We start from the raw sequence: 20,527 nt of genomic DNA, 5'->3' as shown, positions 1-20,527 counted from the left end.
TCGATGGCTGAAGTTATATTAAATATCACGGTGATTACCTGTCCGTATTGCGGTTTTAAAAAACAAGAACTAATGCCGTTAAACGCCTGTACTTATTTTTATGAATGCGAAATTGTAAAAAGATACTCAAACCAATGGCGGGCGATTGTTGTGTGTTTTGCAGTTATGGCTCTGTAAAATGTCCGCCTGTACAGGAAGGGGATTCGTGCTGTAGGCCGATTAATTGATCGCCTTGAACCCATTTTAGCTTCATGTAGAGTTACGGCTTTAGCGTTTTCTCAACATGAAATGCCGTGATGCTTTATCTAAAATGAATCATATCGTTAGTAGTAACAAAATATAAGCGTTAGTTGCTTTCCTTAGTTAGCCGCCTCCGTTGTTTGATTTGTAACGTATCTTTGCTTTTAATGACCAAGCCGATTTTAGTTAATGATTTCCTGCTTCTCCATAACATCATCCCTTTAGTTGATGTACGCACACCGGCTGAATTTGAACAGGGCCATGTGCCCGGCGCATTCAACCTCCCTCTGTTTACTAATGAAGAAAGGGTCAGCGTAGGAACAACTTACAAACAAGTTGGCCGTGAAGAAGCTATCCTTTTAGGCTTTGATCTCACCGGTTCTAAATGGTCGGGCTTTATTAAAGAGGCTTTGATTATCGCACCGGACAAAAAGATAGGAGTGCATTGCTGGCGCGGCGGTATGCGCAGCGGGGCAATGGCCTGGGTGCTTGATCTCTACGGCTTCGATGTCTATCTAATACAAGGTGGCTACAAAAAATATCGCGGCTGGGTGCATCAGCAATTTGAGCAACCCTATCAGCTTCAAATTCTCGGTGGGATGACCGGTTCAGGTAAAACAAAGTTATTGCAAAAGTTCAAATCAATGGGCGAACAAGTGATAGACCTGGAAGATCTGGCACAGCATCAGGGTTCTTCCTATGGCAGCATGAATAAAATGGTACAGCCGACACAGGAACAATTTGAAAACAATTTGGCCGATCAGTTAAAAGGACTGGATAAGCAGCAAAAAATTTGGGTAGAAGATGAAAGCTTATCCATAGGCAAACGTTCTATACCCAATTCATTCTGGCACCAAATGCGGGGTGCTCCGATGATTGATATCAAGGTTAATTTGCAGCTGCGTGTTAACGCGTTGGCTGCTGAATACGGGTCTTTAGATAAAAATTTCCTGATGGAATCTACCGAACGTATCCGCAAACGGCTTGGCCACGAACAAACCAAATACGCTATCGAGGCCATTATGGAAGGCCGCATGAGAGATTTTGTGAAGATAGTGCTGGTTTATTATGATAAAACCTATCGTACCGGTTTAAATAAGCGAAACCCGGAGAAGGTCTTTTCATTAGAATTAAACGATTCCGCTATCGCTAACCAGGCCTATCACCTATTAAATTTTACAGTCAATACGCATATTACTAATGGATAATCAAACCATAAAACTTACTCAATATTCACACGGTGCAGGTTGCGGCTGTAAGATCAGCCCCGCAATTCTCGACAAGATACTGCACAGCCCTATCGCTGCAATTCCGGATACGAGGTTGTTGGTTAGTAATGATAAAAGAGACGACGCAGCGGTTTTAGATCTGGGTAACGGTACGGCCTTAATCTCTACGACAGACTTTTTTATGCCGATTGTGGATGATGCCTATGACTTCGGGCGTATCGCTTCTGCTAACGCGATCAGTGATGTTTATGCTATGGGCGGTAAACCGGTATTGGCCATTGCTATTTTGGGCTGGCCGATTGATAAATTGCTGCCGGAAGTCGCTCAAAAAGTATTGGAGGGCTCCCGCGCTATTTGCGCCGAAGCAGGTATAACATTAGCAGGGGGCCATAGTATTGATTGCCCCGAGCCGGTATTTGGTTTAGCGGTTAATGGTATAGTGAATATTTCACAGCTTAAACAGAATTCAACAGCCACTGCGGGTTGCCGGTTATACCTCACAAAAGCTTTGGGTGTAGGCATCTTATCAACTGCTCAAAAGCGGGGTGTGCTGTTACCGGAAGATGCAGCGATTGCATTAAGGAGCATGACCACTTTAAACAAGTTGGGCGAAGTATTTGGCCGAATGGATCATGTAAAAGCCATGACTGACGTTACCGGTTTTGGTTTATTAGGCCATCTTTCAGAAATGTGCGAGGGCAGTGGTTTAGCGGCGATCATTGAGTTTGATAAAGTCCCGGTGATCCCATCGTTAGCGGGCTACTTAGAACAAAAATGCTTTCCGGGCGGTACTGAGCGTAACTGGAAAAGCTATGGAAGCAAAATTGGGCAGTTGACCGAAGAACAGAAATATATCCTGGCTGATCCGCAAACAAGCGGCGGCCTGCTGGTAGCCGTTGCGGAGGAGGGTGCTGCGGCGTTTGAAGCAGAACTAAAAAGCCTGGGGCATAATTTGGCGCCTATCGGTTGGTTGGAGCCTCTAAACAACCGGGCATTAATAACGGTGGTCTAAATTAATTAATTGACACTTTGCTTTTTAAAGCTGCAAAACAGGAAGTTTTGTTTGGTTTGAAAAGGCGTAATATGGTCTTCATTAATACATCTGATCTTTTCAAAGTCTTTTTGTAGCCGGGATCTTAACTGATCTTCTGTATATTGTTTTATAGGCAGGCCACTGCATTTTTCCGGCCCGTTTTCTGAAAATGTACCTACAACCATATAGCTACTGATTGCATCGCCTGCTATTTTCAGGTAAGCTGCTACCTGGCTTTCCCGGGTCAGGAAATGGAAAGTAGCACGGTCGTGCCACAGGTCAAAATGCTCATCTGTTTTAAACTCGGTAATATCAGAAACTACCCACTTAACCAATTTGCTTTGTTCGCCAAGCCTGGCTTTTGCTTTGTTGATCGCGGCTTCGGAGATATCCAAAACGGTAATATTCTGAAAGCCCTCCTGTAAAAGAAAATCTACCAGTTTACTATCGCCCCCACCAATATCAATGATACTCGAACTTTTAGATAGCTTAAACCCGTGAATAAAATCCAAAGATGTTTGGGGCACCGCCTGTGTCCAGCTTACCTCTTCAGAAGTTTTATTGGAATAAACATTCTCCCAGTGTGCTTTTTGATTATCTTTCATGAATAAAATCCGATCTCGGTAATAAAGGTCATCATAATTTCACCTAAATGAAAAATAAAATACACCTAACAACTTTTTGCCTTATCATAGCAGCGCTATGGGTGTCAACAGGCAAAGCGCAGACATCCCCGGTAGCTTTACCTGCCGTTCTGAATAATTATCCCTGGACAGACAGTGAACTAATAGAGCCTGCTGCACTTGCTGCCAGTATCAAAGCAAACACGGCTACCCTTCCGTTAATAATAAATATAGGTGCGGTTGAAGATATTAAAGGAGCTAAACATATTGGTGCGGCTAGTAAATCAGAAAATCTGAAAGCGTTAAAAAGTATGGTGGCCACGCTGCCTAAAAATACAGGGATCGTTATTTACTGCGGTTGCTGTCCTTTTCCTAAATGCCCTAACATCAGGCCTGCTTTCCAGGAATTGAAGAAAATGGGGTTTACCAATGTTAAGCTGTTAAACCTTCCCGTTAACCTGCAAACCAATTGGATCGGTAAAGGTTATCCGTTAGCAGGAAGCTAATATAAATCCGGCTGTCTTTATCCAAAAGATCCAAGTTAAATAATGAATAAAGCAGTCAGGTCCACGTCATTACTAAACGCGCTAAAAGAATCCTTTCAGGTCTTAAAAAATCGGATATTCTCTATATTATACTTTGCTGAATCCATTAGTTTACTGGGTGACGCTTTTACCTGGGTTGGATTGGCTTTATTATCCTATCAGTTTGGTAAAGAAAAATCAGCTGTTATTTTAGCGACAGCGCTAACCCTGCGGGTTACTGCCTTTATTATCTTTTCGCCCTTCGCGGGCGTGCTGGCTGACCGCATGAGTCGAAAAACTATTCTATACGTGACTCACTTTATCCGAATGGCGATTGTCGCGTGTTTGCCTTTTGTGGATCAGGAGTGGCAGATCTACGTGCTTGTTTTTTTACTTAACATATTCAATGCCTTTTTTACGCCTACCTATCGCGCAGTTATACCGCAAGTGGTAGATCAAGCTAATTACAGGCAGGCAGTAGGTTTGTCTACAGCAACTTTTCAGATCTTAGGCGTATTAGGCCCCGGTTTAGCGGGGATACTTGCGGTGTGGTTTGGCGCAAAAGATATCTTTTTTATTGATGCAGTTTCGTTCGTTATCGCCGCTATTCTGATATTGATGCTTCCGGCAACCAAACTACAGCACGCCATAAAGAAAAATGAAAAGGCATTCACCGCCTGGCATGATGCGATCAAAGGGATCCGGCTCTTGTTTAAAAATCCGCTGATCCGCTTTGCATTGCTCATAGAATTTGTTTCAGCGATTGCGGGAGCACAAATATTGGTGAATACCGTAGGACATATTAAGAGCGGACTACACCTGGATGATAAGCACTATGGCTGGATAATGGCTGCTTTTGGTATAGGTGCCAGTATTGCAGCATTTGTGGCCGGCAGTCTAGATAAAACCAAATCACGCAGGTTATCATTGATTATTGGCGCGACGGTGTTGGCGATCACCATCTCCATCACCAATTTCGTTGGGTACCCGGTAATGCTGGTATTATGGCTCTTTGCCGGCCTGGGCCAAAGCCTTGCGGAAATGCCATCAGAAACCCTGATCGGTGAAAATATTGCCGAAAATGAACAGGGCAAGATTTATGGATCGCACTTTGCCTTTTCGCACCTTTGGTGGGCCGTCGCTTATCCTATAGCGGGCTTTATGGGCAGCCATTATCCGGGCAAGGATTTTTTATATGGAGGGATTTTAACTGCGCTTTTATTAAGTGTAACTTTATTATCGCAGCGAAAATTAGTCAGCATTAAATGACAATGGGGGACATTTTATAATATGATGGTCGTCATTTAATTGGTAATCAATTATTTGCAATTTTGCTATGCGGTAGAATAAGATCGGGAAACTGATCTATCAATTAAACTCATGTAAAATGCATATGGAAAAAATGACGGCAGGGATGGATCATAGTAAAATGCACAAAGGTCATGATCCGCACATGGGCATGTCGGAGCATGAACACCATGCCATGATGATCGCCGATTTTAAAAAGCGGTTTTATGTAGTACTGGTATTGACCATTCCAATTATGCTGTTATCAACGATGATACAGCATTTTATGGGTGTTAACTGGCAGTTCACAGGGTCGTCCTACATTTTGTTTGCTTTATCCTCTATCGTATTTGTTTATGGTGGCTGGCCTTTTTTAACGGGTTTAGTAGCTGAAGTAAAGGCAAAAAATCCTGGCATGATGTTCCTCATCGGCTTTGCCATTACCGTTGCTTACAGTTATAGTGTGGCTATTGTATTCGGCTTGAAAGGGATGGATTTCTTTTGGGAACTCGCTACCCTTATTTTAATCATGTTATTGGGGCACTGGATAGAAATGCGTTCGGTTATGGGCGCGTCAAATGAATTGGAGTTATTGGTACAGCTTATGCCGGCAGATGCACATATGGTCATGCCGGACATGGTGCATGATGTAAAAACCGATACCCTGAAAGAAAATGATATTATCCTAATTAAGCCAGGCGAGAAAGTCGCGGCTGACGGGATCATACTGGAAGGCGAAAGTTACCTGAATGAATCGATGCTGACCGGGGAATCCAAGCCGGTATTAAAAGTAAAAGGCGATAAAGTAATCGCTGGTTCTATCAATGGAAATGGCTCCTTTAAGGTAACCGTGTCCCACGCGGCCAAAGATTCCTATTTGTCCCAGGTAGTTAAATTGGTGGACGATGCACAAAAATCCAAATCTCAGACACAGCTTTTAGCAGATACCGCCGCCAAGTGGTTAACCGTTATCGCGTTAGTTACGGGCATCGGCACATTCCTATATTGGTATCTAACAGGCCAGACCTTAGCGTTCGCGATGGAAAGAATGGTAACCGTTATCGTTATATGCTGCCCCCATGCTTTGGGTTTAGCGGTACCACTTGTCGTAGCCAAATCAACTGCCTTGTCGGCTAAGCATGGCTTACTCATCAAAAACAGAACCGCTTTTGAAAATGCCAGGAAGATCACCACCATTGTATTCGATAAAACCGGTACGCTTACCGTTGGGAAGTTTGAAGTGTCAAAAGTGGTTTCCTTACAAAAAGACCTCAATGAAAATGAAATCATACGTTTAGCATCGGCATTAGAACAAAAATCGGAACACCCTATCGCGACAGGTATCCTGCAAAAAGTTAAAGAGTTGAAACTAACAATCCCGCAAGCCGAAAACTTTAAGGCGATCACTGGCCAGGGAGTTGAAGCCACCGTGGAAGGCAAAAAGCTATTGGTCGTCAGCCCTGGCTATTTGAATGAAAATAAATTAGCTGTACCGGATGGATTTATCGCTAATGACACCGAAACAGTAGTATTTGTATTGATCGATCAAAAGCTGGCGGGATATATTGCCTTATCCGATGAAATACGGCCCGAATCTGCAGAAGCTATTAAAACCTTAAAGGAAGAAAACATCAAATCCATCCTGCTAACCGGGGACAACCAAAAAGTAGCCGCCAGCGTAAGTAAAATATTAGGCATGGATAGTTTTATTGCAGAAGTGTTGCCACATCAGAAGTTAGAGAAAATCAAAGAACTGCAAGGCAAGGGCGAATTTGTAGCGATGACCGGTGACGGTGTTAATGATGCACCTGCACTTGCCCAGGCTGATATTGGGATCGCTGTAGGTTCAGGCAGCGATATAGCCGCAGAAACTGCCGGGATCGTTTTGGTGAATAGTAATCCCAAAGATATAGTCAGCCTGATCCTGTTTGGTAAGGCGACTTATCGTAAAATGATACAGAACCTGGCCTGGGCGACCGGTTATAATGTGGTGGCCTTACCACTGGCCGCGGGTGTGTTGTATAACCAGGGCATTGTGTTAAGTCCGGCGGCTGGTGCAGTACTGATGACGGTTAGTACAGTCGTGGTGGCGATCAACGCGAGTCTGTTAAAAGTAAAATCTTAGTCCCGGCAGTTGGAATAAACAGTTACTATAAATTAATAAGTATATTCGTATCAATGAAACGCTCCGCGCTTATTTTATTAACGGCAATTTACCTGTTATCCTGCGTGGGTATCGGGGTGAACCGTTTTTATTGCTGCGGTAAACTCGCATCGGTTAAACTAACCTATGCAATTGCGGATCATACAGATAAAGATAATTGCTGCAAAAATGATGTGAAGTCTTTTAAGGTAAAGGATACGCATGTTAACGCGGCTTCTTTTGCTTTAGTCAATCTTTCACCGGTGATCCTGCCTCCAGAAAGCGCTTGGAATGCTGATGTGTCTGTAAGTGAACAAATTGCGGCAATAGGCTATCGAAGTCACGCTCCACCAGGATGCCCAGCTACACCGATCTATACTTTAAACTGCGCCTACAGGATCTGACCTGTATTTCCCCTCGTGATCCATCTTAATTCATAATTCCGTATAGGTTTTTGCCTGTGCTATTTATTCATTTCTTAAATTTTAAACCCATGAAAAAAGTAATACTGATGGCTGTTGCCATCTTGTTTTCTGCCGCGACCGTTTTTGCCGCACACATAACTAACCCTGTTTCTGATACCACCAAAACCAAAAAGGTAAAGCCTGTTGCCAAAGTACAATACACCTGTACCATGCACCCGGAAGTATTGAGTGATAAACCCGGCAAATGCCCTAAATGCGGTATGACGCTGGTAAAAAAGGTCGATAAAAAGAAACCGGCAGGAAAAATGAAAATGTAATTCATTTCAGCCCCGCAACATGCGGGGCTGATTAAATCAATTAAGATGATCAACCAATTGATAAGCCTGTCCTTAAAAAACAGGTATCTCGTATTGCTGGCTGCTATCGGGCTTTTTGCCTGGGGCGTATACGCGGTAAGCGAGAACCCCATTGACGCCATTCCCGACCTGTCGGAAAACCAGGTGATCGTATTTACCGAATGGCAGGGCCGCAGCCCGCAGGTAATGGAAGATCAGGTTACCTACCCGCTGGTAAGCAACCTGCAAGGTATTCCCAAAGTTCGGGCGATCCGTGCGACCTCCATGTTCGGGATGAGTTTTGTTTATATTGTATTTGAAGATAAGGCCGATGTCTATTGGGCAAGAAGCCGGGTACTGGAACGGCTGAATTATGCGCAGCGTTTATTGCCGCCGGGCATTACCCCAACGCTCGGGCCGGATGGTACCGGTGTCGGGCATATTCTGTGGTACACGCTGGATACCAAGAATATGGATCTGGGCGAGCAGCGGGCTTTGCAGGATTGGTATGTAAAACTGGGCTTACAAACGGTCCCGGGTGTGAGCGAGGTCGCTTCCTTTGGTGGTTTTGAAAAGCAGTACCAGGTAAGCATTGATCCCAATAAACTTAACTATTATAATATTCCGCTGTCACAGGTACTCAAATCCATCAAAAGCAATAACAATGATGTGGGCGGGCGCAAGTTTGAAATGAACGGCACCGGTTATATTGTGCGTGGCCTGGGTTATATCAAGTCATTATCCGATGTAGAAAATATTGCTGTCGGTGTTAACAATACGATACCGGTCAGGATCAAAGATCTGGCTACGGTACAAATGGGCGGCGATGAACGCCTCGGCATTTTTGACCGCAACGGGAACGGTGAAGCGGTCGGCGGTATCGTCGTGATGCGCTATGGAGAGAACGCGGATAAAGTGATTCATGCGGTCAAAGCTAAAATGGCGGATATTCAAAAAGGTTTGCCTGCGGGTGTGAGTTTCAAAATCGCTTATGACCGCAGCGAACTGATCGAAAACGCGGTGGGTTCTGTCAAACACACGCTTATCGAAGAAATGATCACGGTGTCTATTATCGTTATTCTATTCCTGTTAAGTATTAAAAGCGCGCTCAGCATTATTATTCAAATACCCATCACCATCGCGGCCAGTTTTATTTTGCTCAATGCGTTTGGCATATCATCCAACATCATGTCGCTCACCGGTATTGCTTTAGCTATCGGGGTGATCGTAGATAACGGGATCGTCATGGTAGAAAACTCGCACCGGAATTTATCCATTGCACAAGTAAAAGAAAAGTCATGACCACAGCAGAACGAATCAAGATCATAGAAGCCTCCTGTAAGCAGGTGGGTCGGGGCGTGTTTTTTTCTACGCTGATCATCGTAGCCTCATTTCTGCCGGTATTTTTATTGGAAGGGCAAGAGGGCAAGTTGTTTGGCCCATTAGCCTGGACGAAAACATTTATACTGGCTATTGATGCTATTTTGGCAGTAACACTGGCACCGGTGCTGATCTCCTTTTTCCTGAAAGGCAAATTAAGAACCGACGACCATAACCCGCTCAACCGGGGACTGGAAAGAATTTACAGGCCAATACTCAACTGGTGCGTAACATGGCGCAAAACAACTATCGGGATCAATATCATTGCCCTGCTCGTCAGCATACCTTTATTGCTTTCTTTAGGCAGTGAATTTATGCCACCGCTGGATGAGGGAACTATCCTTTTTATGCCGGTTACCCAGCCGGATGTATCCAATGCACAGGCTAAACAACTGTTGCAGGTACAGGATAAGATCATCAAAAGCATACCCGAAGTAGCTAATGTGTTGGGCAAAGCAGGTAGGGCGAATACCGCTACCGATAATTCCCCCATCAGTATGACGGAAACTATCGTGCTGCTAAAACCAAAAAGTGAGTGGCGCGCGGGCATAAAAAAGGAAGATATCATCGATGAGTTGAACGCCAAACTCCAAATTCCCGGTGTAGTGAACGGCTGGACACAGCCCATTATTAACCGGATCAATATGCTCTCTACCGGTATCCGTACGGATGTGGGATTGAAGATCTACGGGCAGAACCTGGACACGATCAATGTTTTGGCCACCCAAATGAAACAGGCATTAGTCGGGTTAAATGGCGTAAAGGACTTATATGTCGACCCGATCACCGGTGGCAAATACCTGGATATACAGGTCAATAAGGATGCTATCGGCCGCTATGGATTGAGTGTGGATGATGTGAACGAAGTAGTGGAAAGTGCTTTAGGCGGAATGAATCTGACCATGACCGTCGAGGGCAGGCAGCGTTTTAGCGTCAATGCCAGGTTGGCGCAGGATTACCGTAATAACCTGGAGGCGATCAAACGAACTTTGGTGCAAACGATGAATAATGGCCCGATACCTTTATCGTCCGTTGCGGATATTAAGATCAGCGATGGCCCGGCCATGATCCAATCGGAAAATGCGCTGTTAAGGGGTACAGTTTTATTTAACGTGCGTGACCGTGATCTTGGTAGTACCGTAAAGGAAGCGCAGGATAAACTCAATAGCCTCGTCAAAACGTTGCCCAAGGGATATTATATCGAATGGAGCGGGCAATACGAAAATTTGATCCGGGCAGAACATACTTTAAAAATGATTTTACCCGTCGTGCTCATCATCATCTTTGCCTGCCTTTACTTCGCTTTCAATTCTATAAGAGAAGCATTCTTCAGCCTGATCTCTATTCCATTCGCGTTGATAGGCGGCGCTTACATGGTGTACTTTTTCGGGGTGCATCTATCGGTTGCCGTAGCTGTCGGCTTTATTGCCCTGTTTGGGATCGCCGTAGAAACGGGTATCGTGATGGTGATCTATTTGAATGATGCCATGCAGCAATTGGTGATACTAAAAGGTAATTCGAAGGAAACGATCACTAAAGAAGATCTAAGGTTCTACGTGATGAACGGCGCGGTGAAACGCCTGCGTCCAAAACTGATGACGGTTTGCGTAGCCTTGTTCGGTTTGGTGCCGGTGCTTTGGGCAACCGGGACGGGCAGCGATGTGATGCTGCCTATAGTCTTGCCGATGATCGGTGGGGTATTAACTTCTTCAACCCATATTTTATTGGTTACACCGCTCATCTTTTTGATGGTAAAAGAATACGAACTCAAAAAATATGGCAAGCTGGAAGTATTGGAGGTAAAGGAATCATGAAAAAATATCAGATCATACTAACAGGTTTACTATGTGCAGCCACTTTTGCAAACGCACAGCGCCTGCCTTTAGACAGTGTTTTAGCCCGTATGGCCGCTAACCCGGCACTCTTGGCTTATGATGCCAAAGGCAGCGCGCAGGATGCTTATGCGACCGGGGCAAAAAGCCTGGATGCGCCAAAGATCAGCGCCGGGCAATACCAGGTGCCCTACCAGGTTAACCCCAATGGCGGCTCCTTTATGATCCAGGCAGAGCAGATGTTTACCAACCCGGCCAAGCTTAAGGCTAAAGAAGATTACCTGAAAGGCTTATCCAACATCACGAAGGAAGATAGAAACTACCTGAAAAATCAACTGCTCGCGCAAGCCAGGCAATATTACTATGAACGGGTGGTACTGGAACAGAAATTAGTGCAATTGCAGAACACACAAAATTTGCTGGAATATATGCTGAAGGATGCCAATATCCGGCTGACCTACGGCAAGGAAAAACTGCCCAATATTTATAAAGCTAAAGCTGACCTGTTTGAACTGGATAATACCCGTGACCAATTGAATAATGAGATCAGCCAAAGGAACATCATGCTCAATACACTGATGAACCGGTCGCAGCAAACCACTTTTACGGTGGATACAACGCTCGTATTAAAAGATTACGAAACCAATATTACTGATACAGCTATTCTTACTAACCAAAGAAGTGATATCAAAGGAATCAACCGGAATATCGAATTACAGCAACTGAACTCACAAATGGAGTACGCCAGGCGCAAGCCAGACTTTGGCGTACAAGCAGCACACATGCAAAGCTACGGTGGTATGGCCAATCAATATGTCTTAATGGGTTCGGTCACCATCCCGATCGTACCCTGGGCTTCTAAAGAATATAAAGCCAATTTGAAAGGTATCCGGTACGAGGTGGAAGAATTACAACAAAAGAAAAGGGACATACTTAACCAGGCACAAGGGCGATTAGCGGGACTAAGAACGGATATGAGCAGCAAAAAAAGGCAATTAAGGAACTATAACCAAAACATCATTCCTGCTCTGCAAAATACGTATAAAACCGCCTTACTGGCTTACGAGCAAAACACCGGTGATCTGCCATCCGTACTCGACGGGATCAAAAGTTTGCAAACAGCAAGGATGGCGGCATTAGACCGTTTACAGGAATTATTAACGTTACAGGTAGCTTATGAAAGGGAATATGAAAAGTATTAAAAGTATTTTAACCTTATCATTAGCCATCATGCTGGTGGTAACCGCCTGCGAAAATAAAAAACCGGCGTCAGCTGCAACCGCCGTAAAAAGCGATGTAAAATATACCTGCCCGATGCACCCGCAGATCATGGAAGATCATCCCGGCAGTTGCCCGATATGTGGGATGACCTTGGTTAAGAGATCTGGCCAGGCCAGCGAGGGTGCAGGTATTAGCTTGAATACAGTTTTGCAGCCGGTCAACAGTACTGTAATTTCTAATGTTGAGGCGATCACCCCGGTACAGAAAGATATGCCGACCAAAATAACTGCACAGGGTTATTTAGACTTTGATACCCGGACGTTCAATAATATCGCTTCGCGATTTTCTGGTCGTATCGAAAAACTGTACATCAAGTACGCCTTTCAGGAGATCCGTGCGGGGCAGCGTATTTTTGATATTTATAGTCCTGACTTAGTTAGCGCACAGCAAGATCTGATCTATCTGAGCAAAAACTCGGCGCAGGAAACGGAATTGATCAACGCGGCCAGACAAAAACTTTTATTGTCAGGTATGACCCGGCAGCAGGTTACCCAGGTGGTTAAAACAGGTAAAGCGTTTTACAGTTTGCCGGTTTTTAGTCCCTACGAGGGCCATGTACATGATACGCCGCATGACCAGGTCAGTGGCGATGCGCCGATGGTGGCTGGCTTTGCCAACAACCTGCCTTTAGCCATTAAAGAAGGAATGAATGTAGCGAAAGGCCAGACATTATTTAATGTGGTCAACCCGCACAAGCTCTGGGCGATCCTGAAAATTGATCAATCAGTCATAGCAAGCTTAAAACTAAACCAGGCAGTTCAGTTGATATTGACAGATAAGCCTGAAAAAACAATAGCGGGGAAAGTTGATTTTATAGAACCTGCTTTACAAAATGGAGATAAGACCACCAGCATCCGGGTGTATCTCGATAATATGGATCATGACCTCAAAGTAAACAGCCTGGTCAAAGCCGAAATACAAACCGGCACCAAACATGGCTTATGGATACCCAGATCAGCTATCATTAATTTAGGCAGCTCTAAAGTAGTCTGGCTAAAATCCGGTGCCTTATACCGGGCGCATGAGGTCAATACCGGAGCGGTCAATGGAAACGAAATGCAGATCGTCAAGGGATTGGCCGTTACAGACAGCCTGGCGATCAATGCCCAATATTTAACAGATAGTGAAAGCTTTCTTAAAACTAAAGGTCATGAATAACCTCAAAATATTAACCCTGCTGTTGGCTCTGTTTTTTGCAGCCTGCCAACAAAAGCCAAAGCAGACAGCGATTCAACAGCAAAAAGCCTATTATACCTGTTCTATGCATCCGCAGGTGCATGAAGACCATGATGGCAACTGTCCGATCTGCGGGATGAAACTGATCAAGGTCGAACTCAATGATGCTGCCAGCGCGAACACGATCACTTTGAACGCAACGCAGATCCAATTGGCAGGGATACAAACAGATACGATCCGGGAAGAAAACACCGGCAACGAGAAAACCTTGACGGGAACCGTCACTACCAATGAAAATACATCAGCGGAGTTTAGTGCCAGGTTGGCCGGGCGGGTACAGCAATTGTTTATCCGGGCTATTGGCGAAAAGATCACCATAGGTCAGCCGGTCTATGCGCTTTACAGCGAAGACTTGCAAGTAGCCGAGAAAGAATACTTATTGGCTAAACAGCAACAAAAAGTGTTGCATAACCCCGACGTGGACTATCAACAACTGATCACTGCCGCAGAAAGTAAATTAAAATTATGGGGATTGTCCGGATCACAGATCAAGAATTTGGCAACAACGCAGAAAGTTTCTGCCACCACCACGATATTAAGTAACGTTGCCGGTACGGTAAGTGACATCGCCGTTCACGAGGGCGATTATGTGACCGAGGGTATGACGGTACTGAAAACGCAGGGATTAAACAATCTTTGGGTGGAAGCGCAGCTTTACGCCAGTGAAACCGGCAATTACAAAGAGAATGAGATGGTCAATGTATCCCTGCCTGATCTTGGCGGTACCATCATCAAAGGCAAAGTAGACTTTATCAATCCTGAACTTTCAGACGCGTCCAAAGTAGATCTGATCAGAATAAGTATTCCTAATCCTCAGGGTTTGATCAGGCCGGGCATGCAGGCTTATATCGCGATAGCCGGCGGGAATAACCGGTCTTTAGCGGTGCCGGCTTCGGCTATCCTGACCAGTGGTAAGGGCAGCATGGTTTGGGTTAAAAATACGAATGGCAGCTTCTCCCCGAGAATGATCAAAACGGGGACCGGGAACCAAAACTATGTACCTATTTTATCGGGCTTAAATGCCGGTGATGTGGTCGTCATTAATGGTGCTTACTTACTGAATAGCGAAGCAATTTTTAAAAACGGGAATGGTAATAGTATGGCCGGGATGAAAATGTAAGATGCTATAGGAAGATTTCATAAAGCAATCTAAATTGTGTCGAATTCTTCGTTAAAGAATTTTAGGTTCGAAGTGTTTTTGTTGTTTTATGTATTATATAAAATCCTGTTAATTAGATAGTTATTTGATGTAATTGAACTAATCTCCAAATTACTCTCATTTAATTTGTTACTGTTTGTAGTCGAATAGCATTTATTAGTTTGATTTTTTTCATAAACCTATCAATATTGTTCATTTAAGCCCGTTTCATATTGAACACACCGAGGGTTCAATCTCCTCCCTCACCGCTAAGACCAATATCAAAGGGTTTCAAAAGCCTCTAAATCGTTGATTTAGAGGCTTTTTTATTTCTGCTACTATCACAAATCATTCATATAAGCCCAAAATAAAAAAGAGTAATTTAAGGAGTACTTGATTTTGGTTTTACTACTCTCTAAAAGTGCCATAACTAATTGGCAATAAGGATGTTCGATTATAAAACATCTTGTTTTGTAAGTGCTGTGAGTCGAATTTTGTTCACTCTTAATTCAGCATTTTATGTTAGAGAAAACCTTCAGTTTATTGGTCTACCTGAAAAAACCAAAGTTTTACAAAGACAATGATCCATACCAAATCTATTTAAGGATCACCGTTGACGGCGATCCAATTGCAATTTCAGCAAAACGTACCTGGGACCCCAACCGCTGGAACAGCAGGAGCGGCAGAGCTGCCGGTTCTAAGGAGGATGCCAAATCGCTTAATCTATACCTTGACCTGCTGTCCAGTAAGGTTCATGATGCGCGACGGGCTCTTATCGATGCCAATAAAGATATCACTGCGTTAGCTATAAAAAACTGCCTGCTGGGTGTTGATGACCGGAAGTATATTCTTAAAGAATTTCAGGCTCATAACCTGCAGATTCAAGCATTGGTGCCGGAGGAATATTCACCCGGCACACTGGATTTGTTTGAAAGAACGCTCCTGCATGTCCGGCGATTTATTTTATGGAAGTATGATGCACCTGACCTTGATATCAGAAAACTGGACTACGAATTTATAAGCCAATTTTCCTTCTATCTTAAATCAGAAAGAAAATGCCAGCATAATACAACCATCAAATACCTTACTTACTTTAAGAAAATAGTTCTGCTTTGTGTAAAGCGGCACTGGATCAGGCAAGATCCTTTTTCTGAATTCAGCTTAGCCAAAAGATATATACAACGGCCCTACCTCAGCGAAAACGAGTTGGTTGTTATTTCTGAGAAGGAATTCCCTACTGACCGTTTGTCCATAGTCAGGGATATATTTCTTTTCAGTTGCTATACCGGCCTTGCTTACGCAGATGTTCAGAAACTACGGCGCACAGAGATCGTTATAGGTATAGACGGGGAAGAATGGATTGACACCACCCGTCAGAAAACCGACACCATTTCAAAAATTCCATTACTTCCGGTCTCACAGGCCATTATCAGAAAATATGATAAGCATCCCGTGTGTATGGTTAAGGGAACTGTAATGCCCATTCTTAGTAATCAGAAGATGAATGCTTATTTGAAAGAAATCGCAGATACTTGTGGTATCAATAAGGTGCTAACCTTCCATATCGCAAGGCATACCTTTGCTACTACCATAACACTTAGTAACGGTGTCCCCATAGAATCCGTTTCTAAAATGCTCGGGCACAAAAACCTGAAACAGACACAGCATTATGCAAAGATCCTTGACGTTAAAGTTAGTGAAGATATGATGCAGTTAAAGCGAAAAATGGCTGTGGGGCCAAAAGAACAGCAACTGGTTCAGCAATAATTATTTATCTGTAGTACAGAAGACCTCCTCAATTCAGGCGGACTAAAGCCAGGATTTTTGCTGCCATAAATAAGTTTATGGCAGCAGAAATTATTACAAAAGAAGATCTCGTCCAGTTCAAAAAAGAGCTGATTACGGAATTTAAGACTATATTAAATAATTCTACAACCGATAAAGTATCGGATGAATGGCTAAGAACCAGTCAGGTTCGCAAATTGCTGCATATATCCGCAGGTACCCTGCAAAGTCTCCGGATTCAGCATAATTTGCCATATACCAAAATAGGTAGCCTGATCTATTATAAAAGGAAGGACATAGAACTCCTAATGGAAGGTGGGGGAAAGTGAACGGACCGTTTTTTCGTTTATCGCTGAGAGTGCTTAATGACGAAAGGTTATTACAATCGCATATCAGCCTGTTTTTTGCCTTATTTGTAACTTGGATCAAAAGCGGTAAACATGCGAATTTCAAAATTACCAGGCGCGAAATGATGTTACTCGCTAAAATAAGTTCAATTTCAACCTACCATAATTGCGTTAATCAACTTGTAAAGTATAACTACATACTTTATATCCCATCCTATGATCACTATACGGGTACGCAGGTGAGTTTCAGGTTTTGAAAAAAAATTACCGTGAAAACACCCGGAAGAAGTTATTTTGAGTTCTTTAATTTCATATCGTTAACTTTAGACAACCTTAATCACCTTTCATGAAAAAAAACTTACTTATCAAACTGATCAGAAGCTGGTTTACCGTAGGGTTTATCCTTCTGACAGCCCCGGGTTTTGCGCAGAAAAGCCAACTGATCCCCGATTCTATATTCACCAAAATGATCGTCGATGATATCACTTATGCCATTACAGGCGAAAACACGCCGGTCAGTGGATTTAAGATCGATGTATCCAAGCCGGAAGGAACGATCTCTGCCGTGTTCCCTACCAAAAATTCTAAAGTCCCCTGGGATATTTTCAGCTTTGAACTAAAGGGCGGCGTTACTGACAAGAACTTTAGTTTTTTAAAAGGCCTGAACAGCGCGAGCTCCGCTTTCGAGTTCAGGCCGTCGTGGCATTTTATTACCTTACACAATAGCGCAAAGTTTGGCCCTAAGCAAACGAACGGGCCTAAAAAGCAAATATTAGCAGCGCAGAATGAACTTGTGTTTGAACAGGCTGGCAGATCAATTGATACATTTTACGTCGTAACAGCACTTTATAATCATCATCTGGGCATATTGAATCAGCCTAAGACACTACCGCAGGTAACGGTAGATATTGAGGCGCAAAAAAGCATTGCAGCATATCTGATACCCAAACTTATCCGCAAATCTGGTTTAGTCATTAAGACGGATCAATCCCTGGACGCCATTATGGCCATTTTGCCGCCGGCTAAAAATGATGCAAAAACCGGACTGATGGACCCGGCCACTTTCAATAATGATGTGGTATTGCTGTACCTGAAACAAAAAAAGGCCTTTGACGGACTTCCCGCTGATAAGGTTAATAAAGTGATCGCTAATGCCAGCACTATATGGACACAAAAATCCTATCTCTGGTTAACATTTTCTCCTTTTGTTAAAACGGACAAAGCCAATGAGTACTATACCTTATTTGAAGGGCGCGATTCACTTTACTTTAAATCAGGTTACCGCTGGTCATACGGTGCATCCCTTACCTTGAATCAATATTGGGTCAATCCGGGAAAGCTTGGTGTATTTTTAAGAGGGGCCTTGTCTCTTTCTCAAAGTAACAACCTGGCTAATTTGACGGCTTATAACTATGAGACCAGGAATCCCATGTTTATTTACGGCACATCTGTAACCGAGAAGTCGAAAACCGGCTCAGCATATAATAACAGCGATATACAGTCTGCTTTTATGAAGCAGGGTACCGTAGAACTTTATCTGCTTCCGCTGGCATCTTCCTGCCCGGGCTTATATTTATCAGGGAATGTAGCCCAAAGTGATCTGTTTAAGCTTCCCGCTATCGCAGGAAGGCAAAATGATACCTGGAAGATCGGCGCAGAGGGCGGTTTTATTTTTAACGTCAATAACAGAGAAAAGGATAAAACTGTACTATCTGTCATCACTTACTTTCGTTACGAAGACTTTACTGATTCGCAGCGAACCACCATTAAGACAAACAAGGCAGAGCCGATCGATGACTTCCGCCAGCGGAACATGGGTTTTGGTTTAAAGGTCGGAATTCCGATCACATTGCCTAAACGGAGTTAATCAGCGAATACAGAACGCACATCGGCCGGACGGGAATCGCTAAGCTTTGTAATGGGGCACGGGGGATGGTTTGGAATTGTACACTGGCATTTTTAAAAACAAAAAGCCTGTCCCGGTAAGGGGACAGGCTTTAGTGGAGATGTAGGGACTCGAACCCCCGGGGTGTTATGATAATTCGTTCGTGCATCTGCTCAGCAGGATCAACTTTTTTGAAGCATCCCCGCAACGACCCCAATCCACCTTATTATGTTTTTTTTCATATCCTTTAAATTTAATGTTTTTACAAAATCGTTAATACTAATTATGCCCATGGCAAACTGATAAGTTATCAGAGCCGGGTAGCTGTACATCAAAGTTGATATTTTCATATCCTTCAAATCCAGCTTTTCTACAAAACCGTTTACACTAATTATGCCCATCACCAATTGAAAAAATGTTGGCGAAGGGTAACCAAATATAAATACTGATATAAATGCAAGAACTACTGTTATCCTGTCGGATACACAAAGATAATATCAAAAAGTACCTTCGCCGCCGGTACTTTAAAAATTGACAAAGCGCTAACTATAGTTGTTGTTCTTTATCTCTTTCGAACGATAAGAACCGCATATCGTTATTCAGAATAAAGTGATGCCGGAGACTTCCAGACAACTACTGCTGAAACTGAGAGACCTTTTCAAGCCGTTCGCAGTAAGTACAATTGGTCTCGATCTCTGGGAATATGTGGAAGGCCCCTGGCGGCATAGTTTTGGCTGTGCTTTTAAAAACATGCAAAGATGAGCTGGACCTGCCCGAATTGTGACCGTGAACTGCCCTGGAATGATTACCGCCATTATTGTGCGCGGGTCAGTCTGGACAGTTTGTTTGAGGGACGGTCGCCGGAACTGGTTTTGGCGTTTGACAAGATCCTTGCCGAGGTAGCGGACTGGCCTAAAGTACTCGTCGGTGTTACGCCGAATTGTATTGTCTTTACGCGCCGTGTCGGTTTTCTCATTATCCGGCCGATGAAGAAATGGCTTGACATTAAGTTCTATTCTGCCGCAGCGCACCCAGAAAAGCCTGTGTTGAAAAGTTCGGCTACCGGCAAAAAGTTCGAGAACCATATTCGTGTAGAATCCCTCGATGATATCCGGCCAGCCTTATTTGTTTATCTGAGGGAATCGTATGAATTGATGCGAACAAAAACGGTTTGAGTTGTTCCGGTAAGGCGAAGTATTGTTATCCAAAACTGTTAACCCTTTTGTCACTCTGGCATCCCGAAACGTCATTCTTCCGCCGGCCGGGCTATCCGCTGTATCTTCTGCGATGGATGCCGCTGCTATCCTGATGCATTCCGGGACTGATCTACTCTTTAGGGGCGTTAATGATGAGGGGAATAGCTACCCTGCACCCAGTTCATTGCTTCGCGTTCGCTCATCCATTCAACAGGTTCGGGCAGGAGGCAAGAGCCGGCCTGCCGTATGGCCGACCCGCAGTCCAAAACAGACCGTAAGCTGCGCTATACGACTGTTTCATCGCGCTCATCCGGCAGGCAGGCACTTGCGCGGGATTTGTTTCCGGGATGGTATTACAGGCGGGGATAATCTTAACTTTACTATTAATCATAGAACCGAAACATGGCAAATATCAACAGGGGCTTAGTCATTAACTACCGGCATATCCACGGTAAATCGAATGAAAATTATGAGCGTGATATTGGAGATTCTGATGAACCAGACCACCTGATTCCGGGGCAAGCTGACCACCAATTCCGGGGCAAACTGACCAGGGGATTCCGGGACAAACTGACCACCCTCGACGTGTAGCAAATGCTGTAGAAGCA

The 20,527-nt window shown here is 44.0% G+C and carries 18 protein-coding genes and 1 pseudogene; 17 read left to right on the top strand and 2 right to left on the bottom strand.

The features are described 5' to 3' along the window. The first annotated feature begins 3 nt into the window (after positions 1-3). From ABIX36_RS20465 to selD, 3 genes and pseudogenes are all read left to right on the top strand, one after another. A pseudogene (locus ABIX36_RS20465) lies at positions 4-227 on the top strand (GDCCVxC domain-containing (seleno)protein). 180 nt (positions 228-407) lie between these two features. Beyond that, entirely contained in the window at positions 408-1,448 is a 1,041-nt protein-coding gene (gene mnmH, locus ABIX36_RS20460; protein ID WP_348084032.1) for a tRNA 2-selenouridine(34) synthase MnmH, read from the top strand. Beyond that, on the top strand, positions 1,441-2,481 hold the full coding sequence (gene selD, locus ABIX36_RS20455) for a selenide, water dikinase SelD (protein ID WP_348084031.1): 1,041 nt from the start codon (positions 1,441-1,443) through the stop codon (positions 2,479-2,481). Before mnmH ends, selD begins: the two co-directional genes overlap by 8 nt. Positions 2,482-2,486: 5 nt before the next feature. Here the strand turns inward: selD and ABIX36_RS20450 are convergent, their stop codons facing one another. Beyond that, entirely contained in the window at positions 2,487-3,107 is a 621-nt protein-coding gene (locus ABIX36_RS20450; protein ID WP_348084030.1) for a class I SAM-dependent methyltransferase, read from the bottom strand. Between the two features lie 47 nt (positions 3,108-3,154). On the opposite strand from ABIX36_RS20450, the gene ABIX36_RS20445 reads away from it, so the two are divergent. The 14 genes from ABIX36_RS20445 to ABIX36_RS20380 all read left to right on the top strand — a co-directional run bounded on the left by ABIX36_RS20445 (position 3,155) and on the right by ABIX36_RS20380 (position 19,898). Beyond that, positions 3,155-3,631, top strand: a complete 477-nt coding sequence (locus ABIX36_RS20445) for a rhodanese-like domain-containing protein (protein WP_348084029.1) — start codon at positions 3,155-3,157, stop codon at positions 3,629-3,631. Positions 3,632-3,673: 42 nt separating this feature from the next. After that, positions 3,674-4,918 carry an MFS transporter gene (locus ABIX36_RS20440; protein WP_348084028.1) on the top strand — a complete coding sequence of 415 codons (1,245 nt, stop codon included), beginning with the start codon at positions 3,674-3,676 and terminating at the stop codon, positions 4,916-4,918. Positions 4,919-5,036: 118 nt separating this feature from the next. After that, complete coding sequence (locus tag ABIX36_RS20435) at positions 5,037-7,061, top strand: copper-translocating P-type ATPase (RefSeq protein ID WP_348084027.1); 2,025 nt, start codon at positions 5,037-5,039, stop codon at positions 7,059-7,061. Between the two features lie 53 nt (positions 7,062-7,114). Further along, positions 7,115-7,483: a hypothetical protein gene (locus ABIX36_RS20430; protein WP_348084026.1), complete on the top strand. Its 369-nt coding sequence runs from the start codon at positions 7,115-7,117 to the stop codon at positions 7,481-7,483. Between the two features lie 89 nt (positions 7,484-7,572). Then, on the top strand, positions 7,573-7,821 hold the full coding sequence (locus tag ABIX36_RS20425; RefSeq protein WP_348084025.1) for a heavy metal-binding domain-containing protein: 249 nt from the start codon (positions 7,573-7,575) through the stop codon (positions 7,819-7,821). Between the two features lie 45 nt (positions 7,822-7,866). Next, a complete protein-coding gene (locus ABIX36_RS20420) occupies positions 7,867-9,141 on the top strand; it encodes an efflux RND transporter permease subunit (RefSeq protein WP_348084024.1) in 1,275 nt (424 codons plus the stop codon). After that, positions 9,138-11,033, top strand: a complete 1,896-nt coding sequence (locus ABIX36_RS20415) for an efflux RND transporter permease subunit (RefSeq protein ID WP_348084023.1) — start codon at positions 9,138-9,140, stop codon at positions 11,031-11,033. Before ABIX36_RS20420 ends, ABIX36_RS20415 begins: the two co-directional genes overlap by 4 nt. Continuing rightward, positions 11,030-12,253: a TolC family protein gene (locus ABIX36_RS20410; RefSeq protein ID WP_348084022.1), complete on the top strand. Its 1,224-nt coding sequence runs from the start codon at positions 11,030-11,032 to the stop codon at positions 12,251-12,253. The genes ABIX36_RS20415 and ABIX36_RS20410 overlap by 4 nt, the downstream gene beginning before the upstream one ends. Before the next feature lie 28 nt (positions 12,254-12,281). Then, positions 12,282-13,490: an HlyD family efflux transporter periplasmic adaptor subunit gene (locus ABIX36_RS20405; RefSeq protein ID WP_348084021.1), complete on the top strand. Its 1,209-nt coding sequence runs from the start codon at positions 12,282-12,284 to the stop codon at positions 13,488-13,490. Continuing rightward, positions 13,483-14,688, top strand: coding sequence for an efflux RND transporter periplasmic adaptor subunit (locus ABIX36_RS20400; protein ID WP_348084020.1), 1,206 nt, complete (start codon positions 13,483-13,485; stop codon positions 14,686-14,688). The genes ABIX36_RS20405 and ABIX36_RS20400 overlap by 8 nt, the downstream gene beginning before the upstream one ends. Before the next feature lie 537 nt (positions 14,689-15,225). After that, entirely contained in the window at positions 15,226-16,473 is a 1,248-nt protein-coding gene (locus ABIX36_RS20395) for a site-specific integrase (RefSeq protein WP_348084019.1), read from the top strand. A gap of 77 nt (positions 16,474-16,550) precedes the next feature. After that, positions 16,551-16,820: a helix-turn-helix domain-containing protein gene (locus ABIX36_RS20390; protein ID WP_348084018.1), complete on the top strand. Its 270-nt coding sequence runs from the start codon at positions 16,551-16,553 to the stop codon at positions 16,818-16,820. Between the two features lie 364 nt (positions 16,821-17,184). Continuing rightward, complete coding sequence (locus ABIX36_RS20385; RefSeq protein ID WP_348084017.1) at positions 17,185-18,705, top strand: hypothetical protein; 1,521 nt, start codon at positions 17,185-17,187, stop codon at positions 18,703-18,705. A 776-nt stretch (positions 18,706-19,481) separates the two neighbouring features. After that, positions 19,482-19,898: a DUF5655 domain-containing protein gene (locus ABIX36_RS20380; protein ID WP_348084016.1), complete on the top strand. Its 417-nt coding sequence runs from the start codon at positions 19,482-19,484 to the stop codon at positions 19,896-19,898. Between the two features lie 444 nt (positions 19,899-20,342). On the opposite strand, the gene ABIX36_RS20375 is transcribed toward ABIX36_RS20380, so the two are convergent. Further along, a partial coding sequence (locus ABIX36_RS20375) for a hypothetical protein (RefSeq protein ID WP_348084015.1) occupies positions 20,343-20,527 on the bottom strand: 185 nt, incomplete at its 5' end.

It is taken from the genome of Mucilaginibacter sp. (assembly GCF_039925265.1).
In the GTDB taxonomy this organism is placed as follows: Bacteria; Bacteroidota; Bacteroidia; order Sphingobacteriales; family Sphingobacteriaceae; genus Mucilaginibacter.
The sequence above is the reverse complement of the archived record's forward strand: the minus strand, read 5'-3'. Positions and strand labels throughout refer to the sequence as shown.

What these genes read in the sequence shown, in the direction of transcription:
- mnmH (WP_348084032.1), top strand. Translation starts at nt 408, where the DNA reads ATGACCAAGCCGATTTTAGTTAATGATTTCCTGCTTCTCCATAACATC.
- selD (WP_348084031.1), top strand. Translation starts at nt 1,441, where the DNA reads ATGGATAATCAAACCATAAAACTTACTCAATATTCACACGGTGCAGGT.
- ABIX36_RS20450 (WP_348084030.1), bottom strand. Translation starts at nt 3,107, where the DNA reads ATGAAAGATAATCAAAAAGCACACTGGGAGAATGTTTATTCCAATAAA.
- ABIX36_RS20445 (WP_348084029.1), top strand. Translation starts at nt 3,155, where the DNA reads ATGAAAAATAAAATACACCTAACAACTTTTTGCCTTATCATAGCAGCG.
- ABIX36_RS20440 (WP_348084028.1), top strand. Translation starts at nt 3,674, where the DNA reads ATGAATAAAGCAGTCAGGTCCACGTCATTACTAAACGCGCTAAAAGAA.
- ABIX36_RS20435 (WP_348084027.1), top strand. Translation starts at nt 5,037, where the DNA reads ATGCATATGGAAAAAATGACGGCAGGGATGGATCATAGTAAAATGCAC.
- ABIX36_RS20430 (WP_348084026.1), top strand. Translation starts at nt 7,115, where the DNA reads ATGAAACGCTCCGCGCTTATTTTATTAACGGCAATTTACCTGTTATCC.
- ABIX36_RS20425 (WP_348084025.1), top strand. Translation starts at nt 7,573, where the DNA reads ATGAAAAAAGTAATACTGATGGCTGTTGCCATCTTGTTTTCTGCCGCG.
- ABIX36_RS20420 (WP_348084024.1), top strand. Translation starts at nt 7,867, where the DNA reads ATGATCAACCAATTGATAAGCCTGTCCTTAAAAAACAGGTATCTCGTA.
- ABIX36_RS20415 (WP_348084023.1), top strand. Translation starts at nt 9,138, where the DNA reads ATGACCACAGCAGAACGAATCAAGATCATAGAAGCCTCCTGTAAGCAG.
- ABIX36_RS20410 (WP_348084022.1), top strand. Translation starts at nt 11,030, where the DNA reads ATGAAAAAATATCAGATCATACTAACAGGTTTACTATGTGCAGCCACT.
- ABIX36_RS20405 (WP_348084021.1), top strand. Translation starts at nt 12,282, where the DNA reads ATGCTGGTGGTAACCGCCTGCGAAAATAAAAAACCGGCGTCAGCTGCA.
- ABIX36_RS20400 (WP_348084020.1), top strand. Translation starts at nt 13,483, where the DNA reads ATGAATAACCTCAAAATATTAACCCTGCTGTTGGCTCTGTTTTTTGCA.
- ABIX36_RS20395 (WP_348084019.1), top strand. Translation starts at nt 15,226, where the DNA reads ATGTTAGAGAAAACCTTCAGTTTATTGGTCTACCTGAAAAAACCAAAG.
- ABIX36_RS20390 (WP_348084018.1), top strand. Translation starts at nt 16,551, where the DNA reads ATGGCAGCAGAAATTATTACAAAAGAAGATCTCGTCCAGTTCAAAAAA.
- ABIX36_RS20385 (WP_348084017.1), top strand. Translation starts at nt 17,185, where the DNA reads ATGAAAAAAAACTTACTTATCAAACTGATCAGAAGCTGGTTTACCGTA.
- ABIX36_RS20380 (WP_348084016.1), top strand. Translation starts at nt 19,482, where the DNA reads ATGAGCTGGACCTGCCCGAATTGTGACCGTGAACTGCCCTGGAATGAT.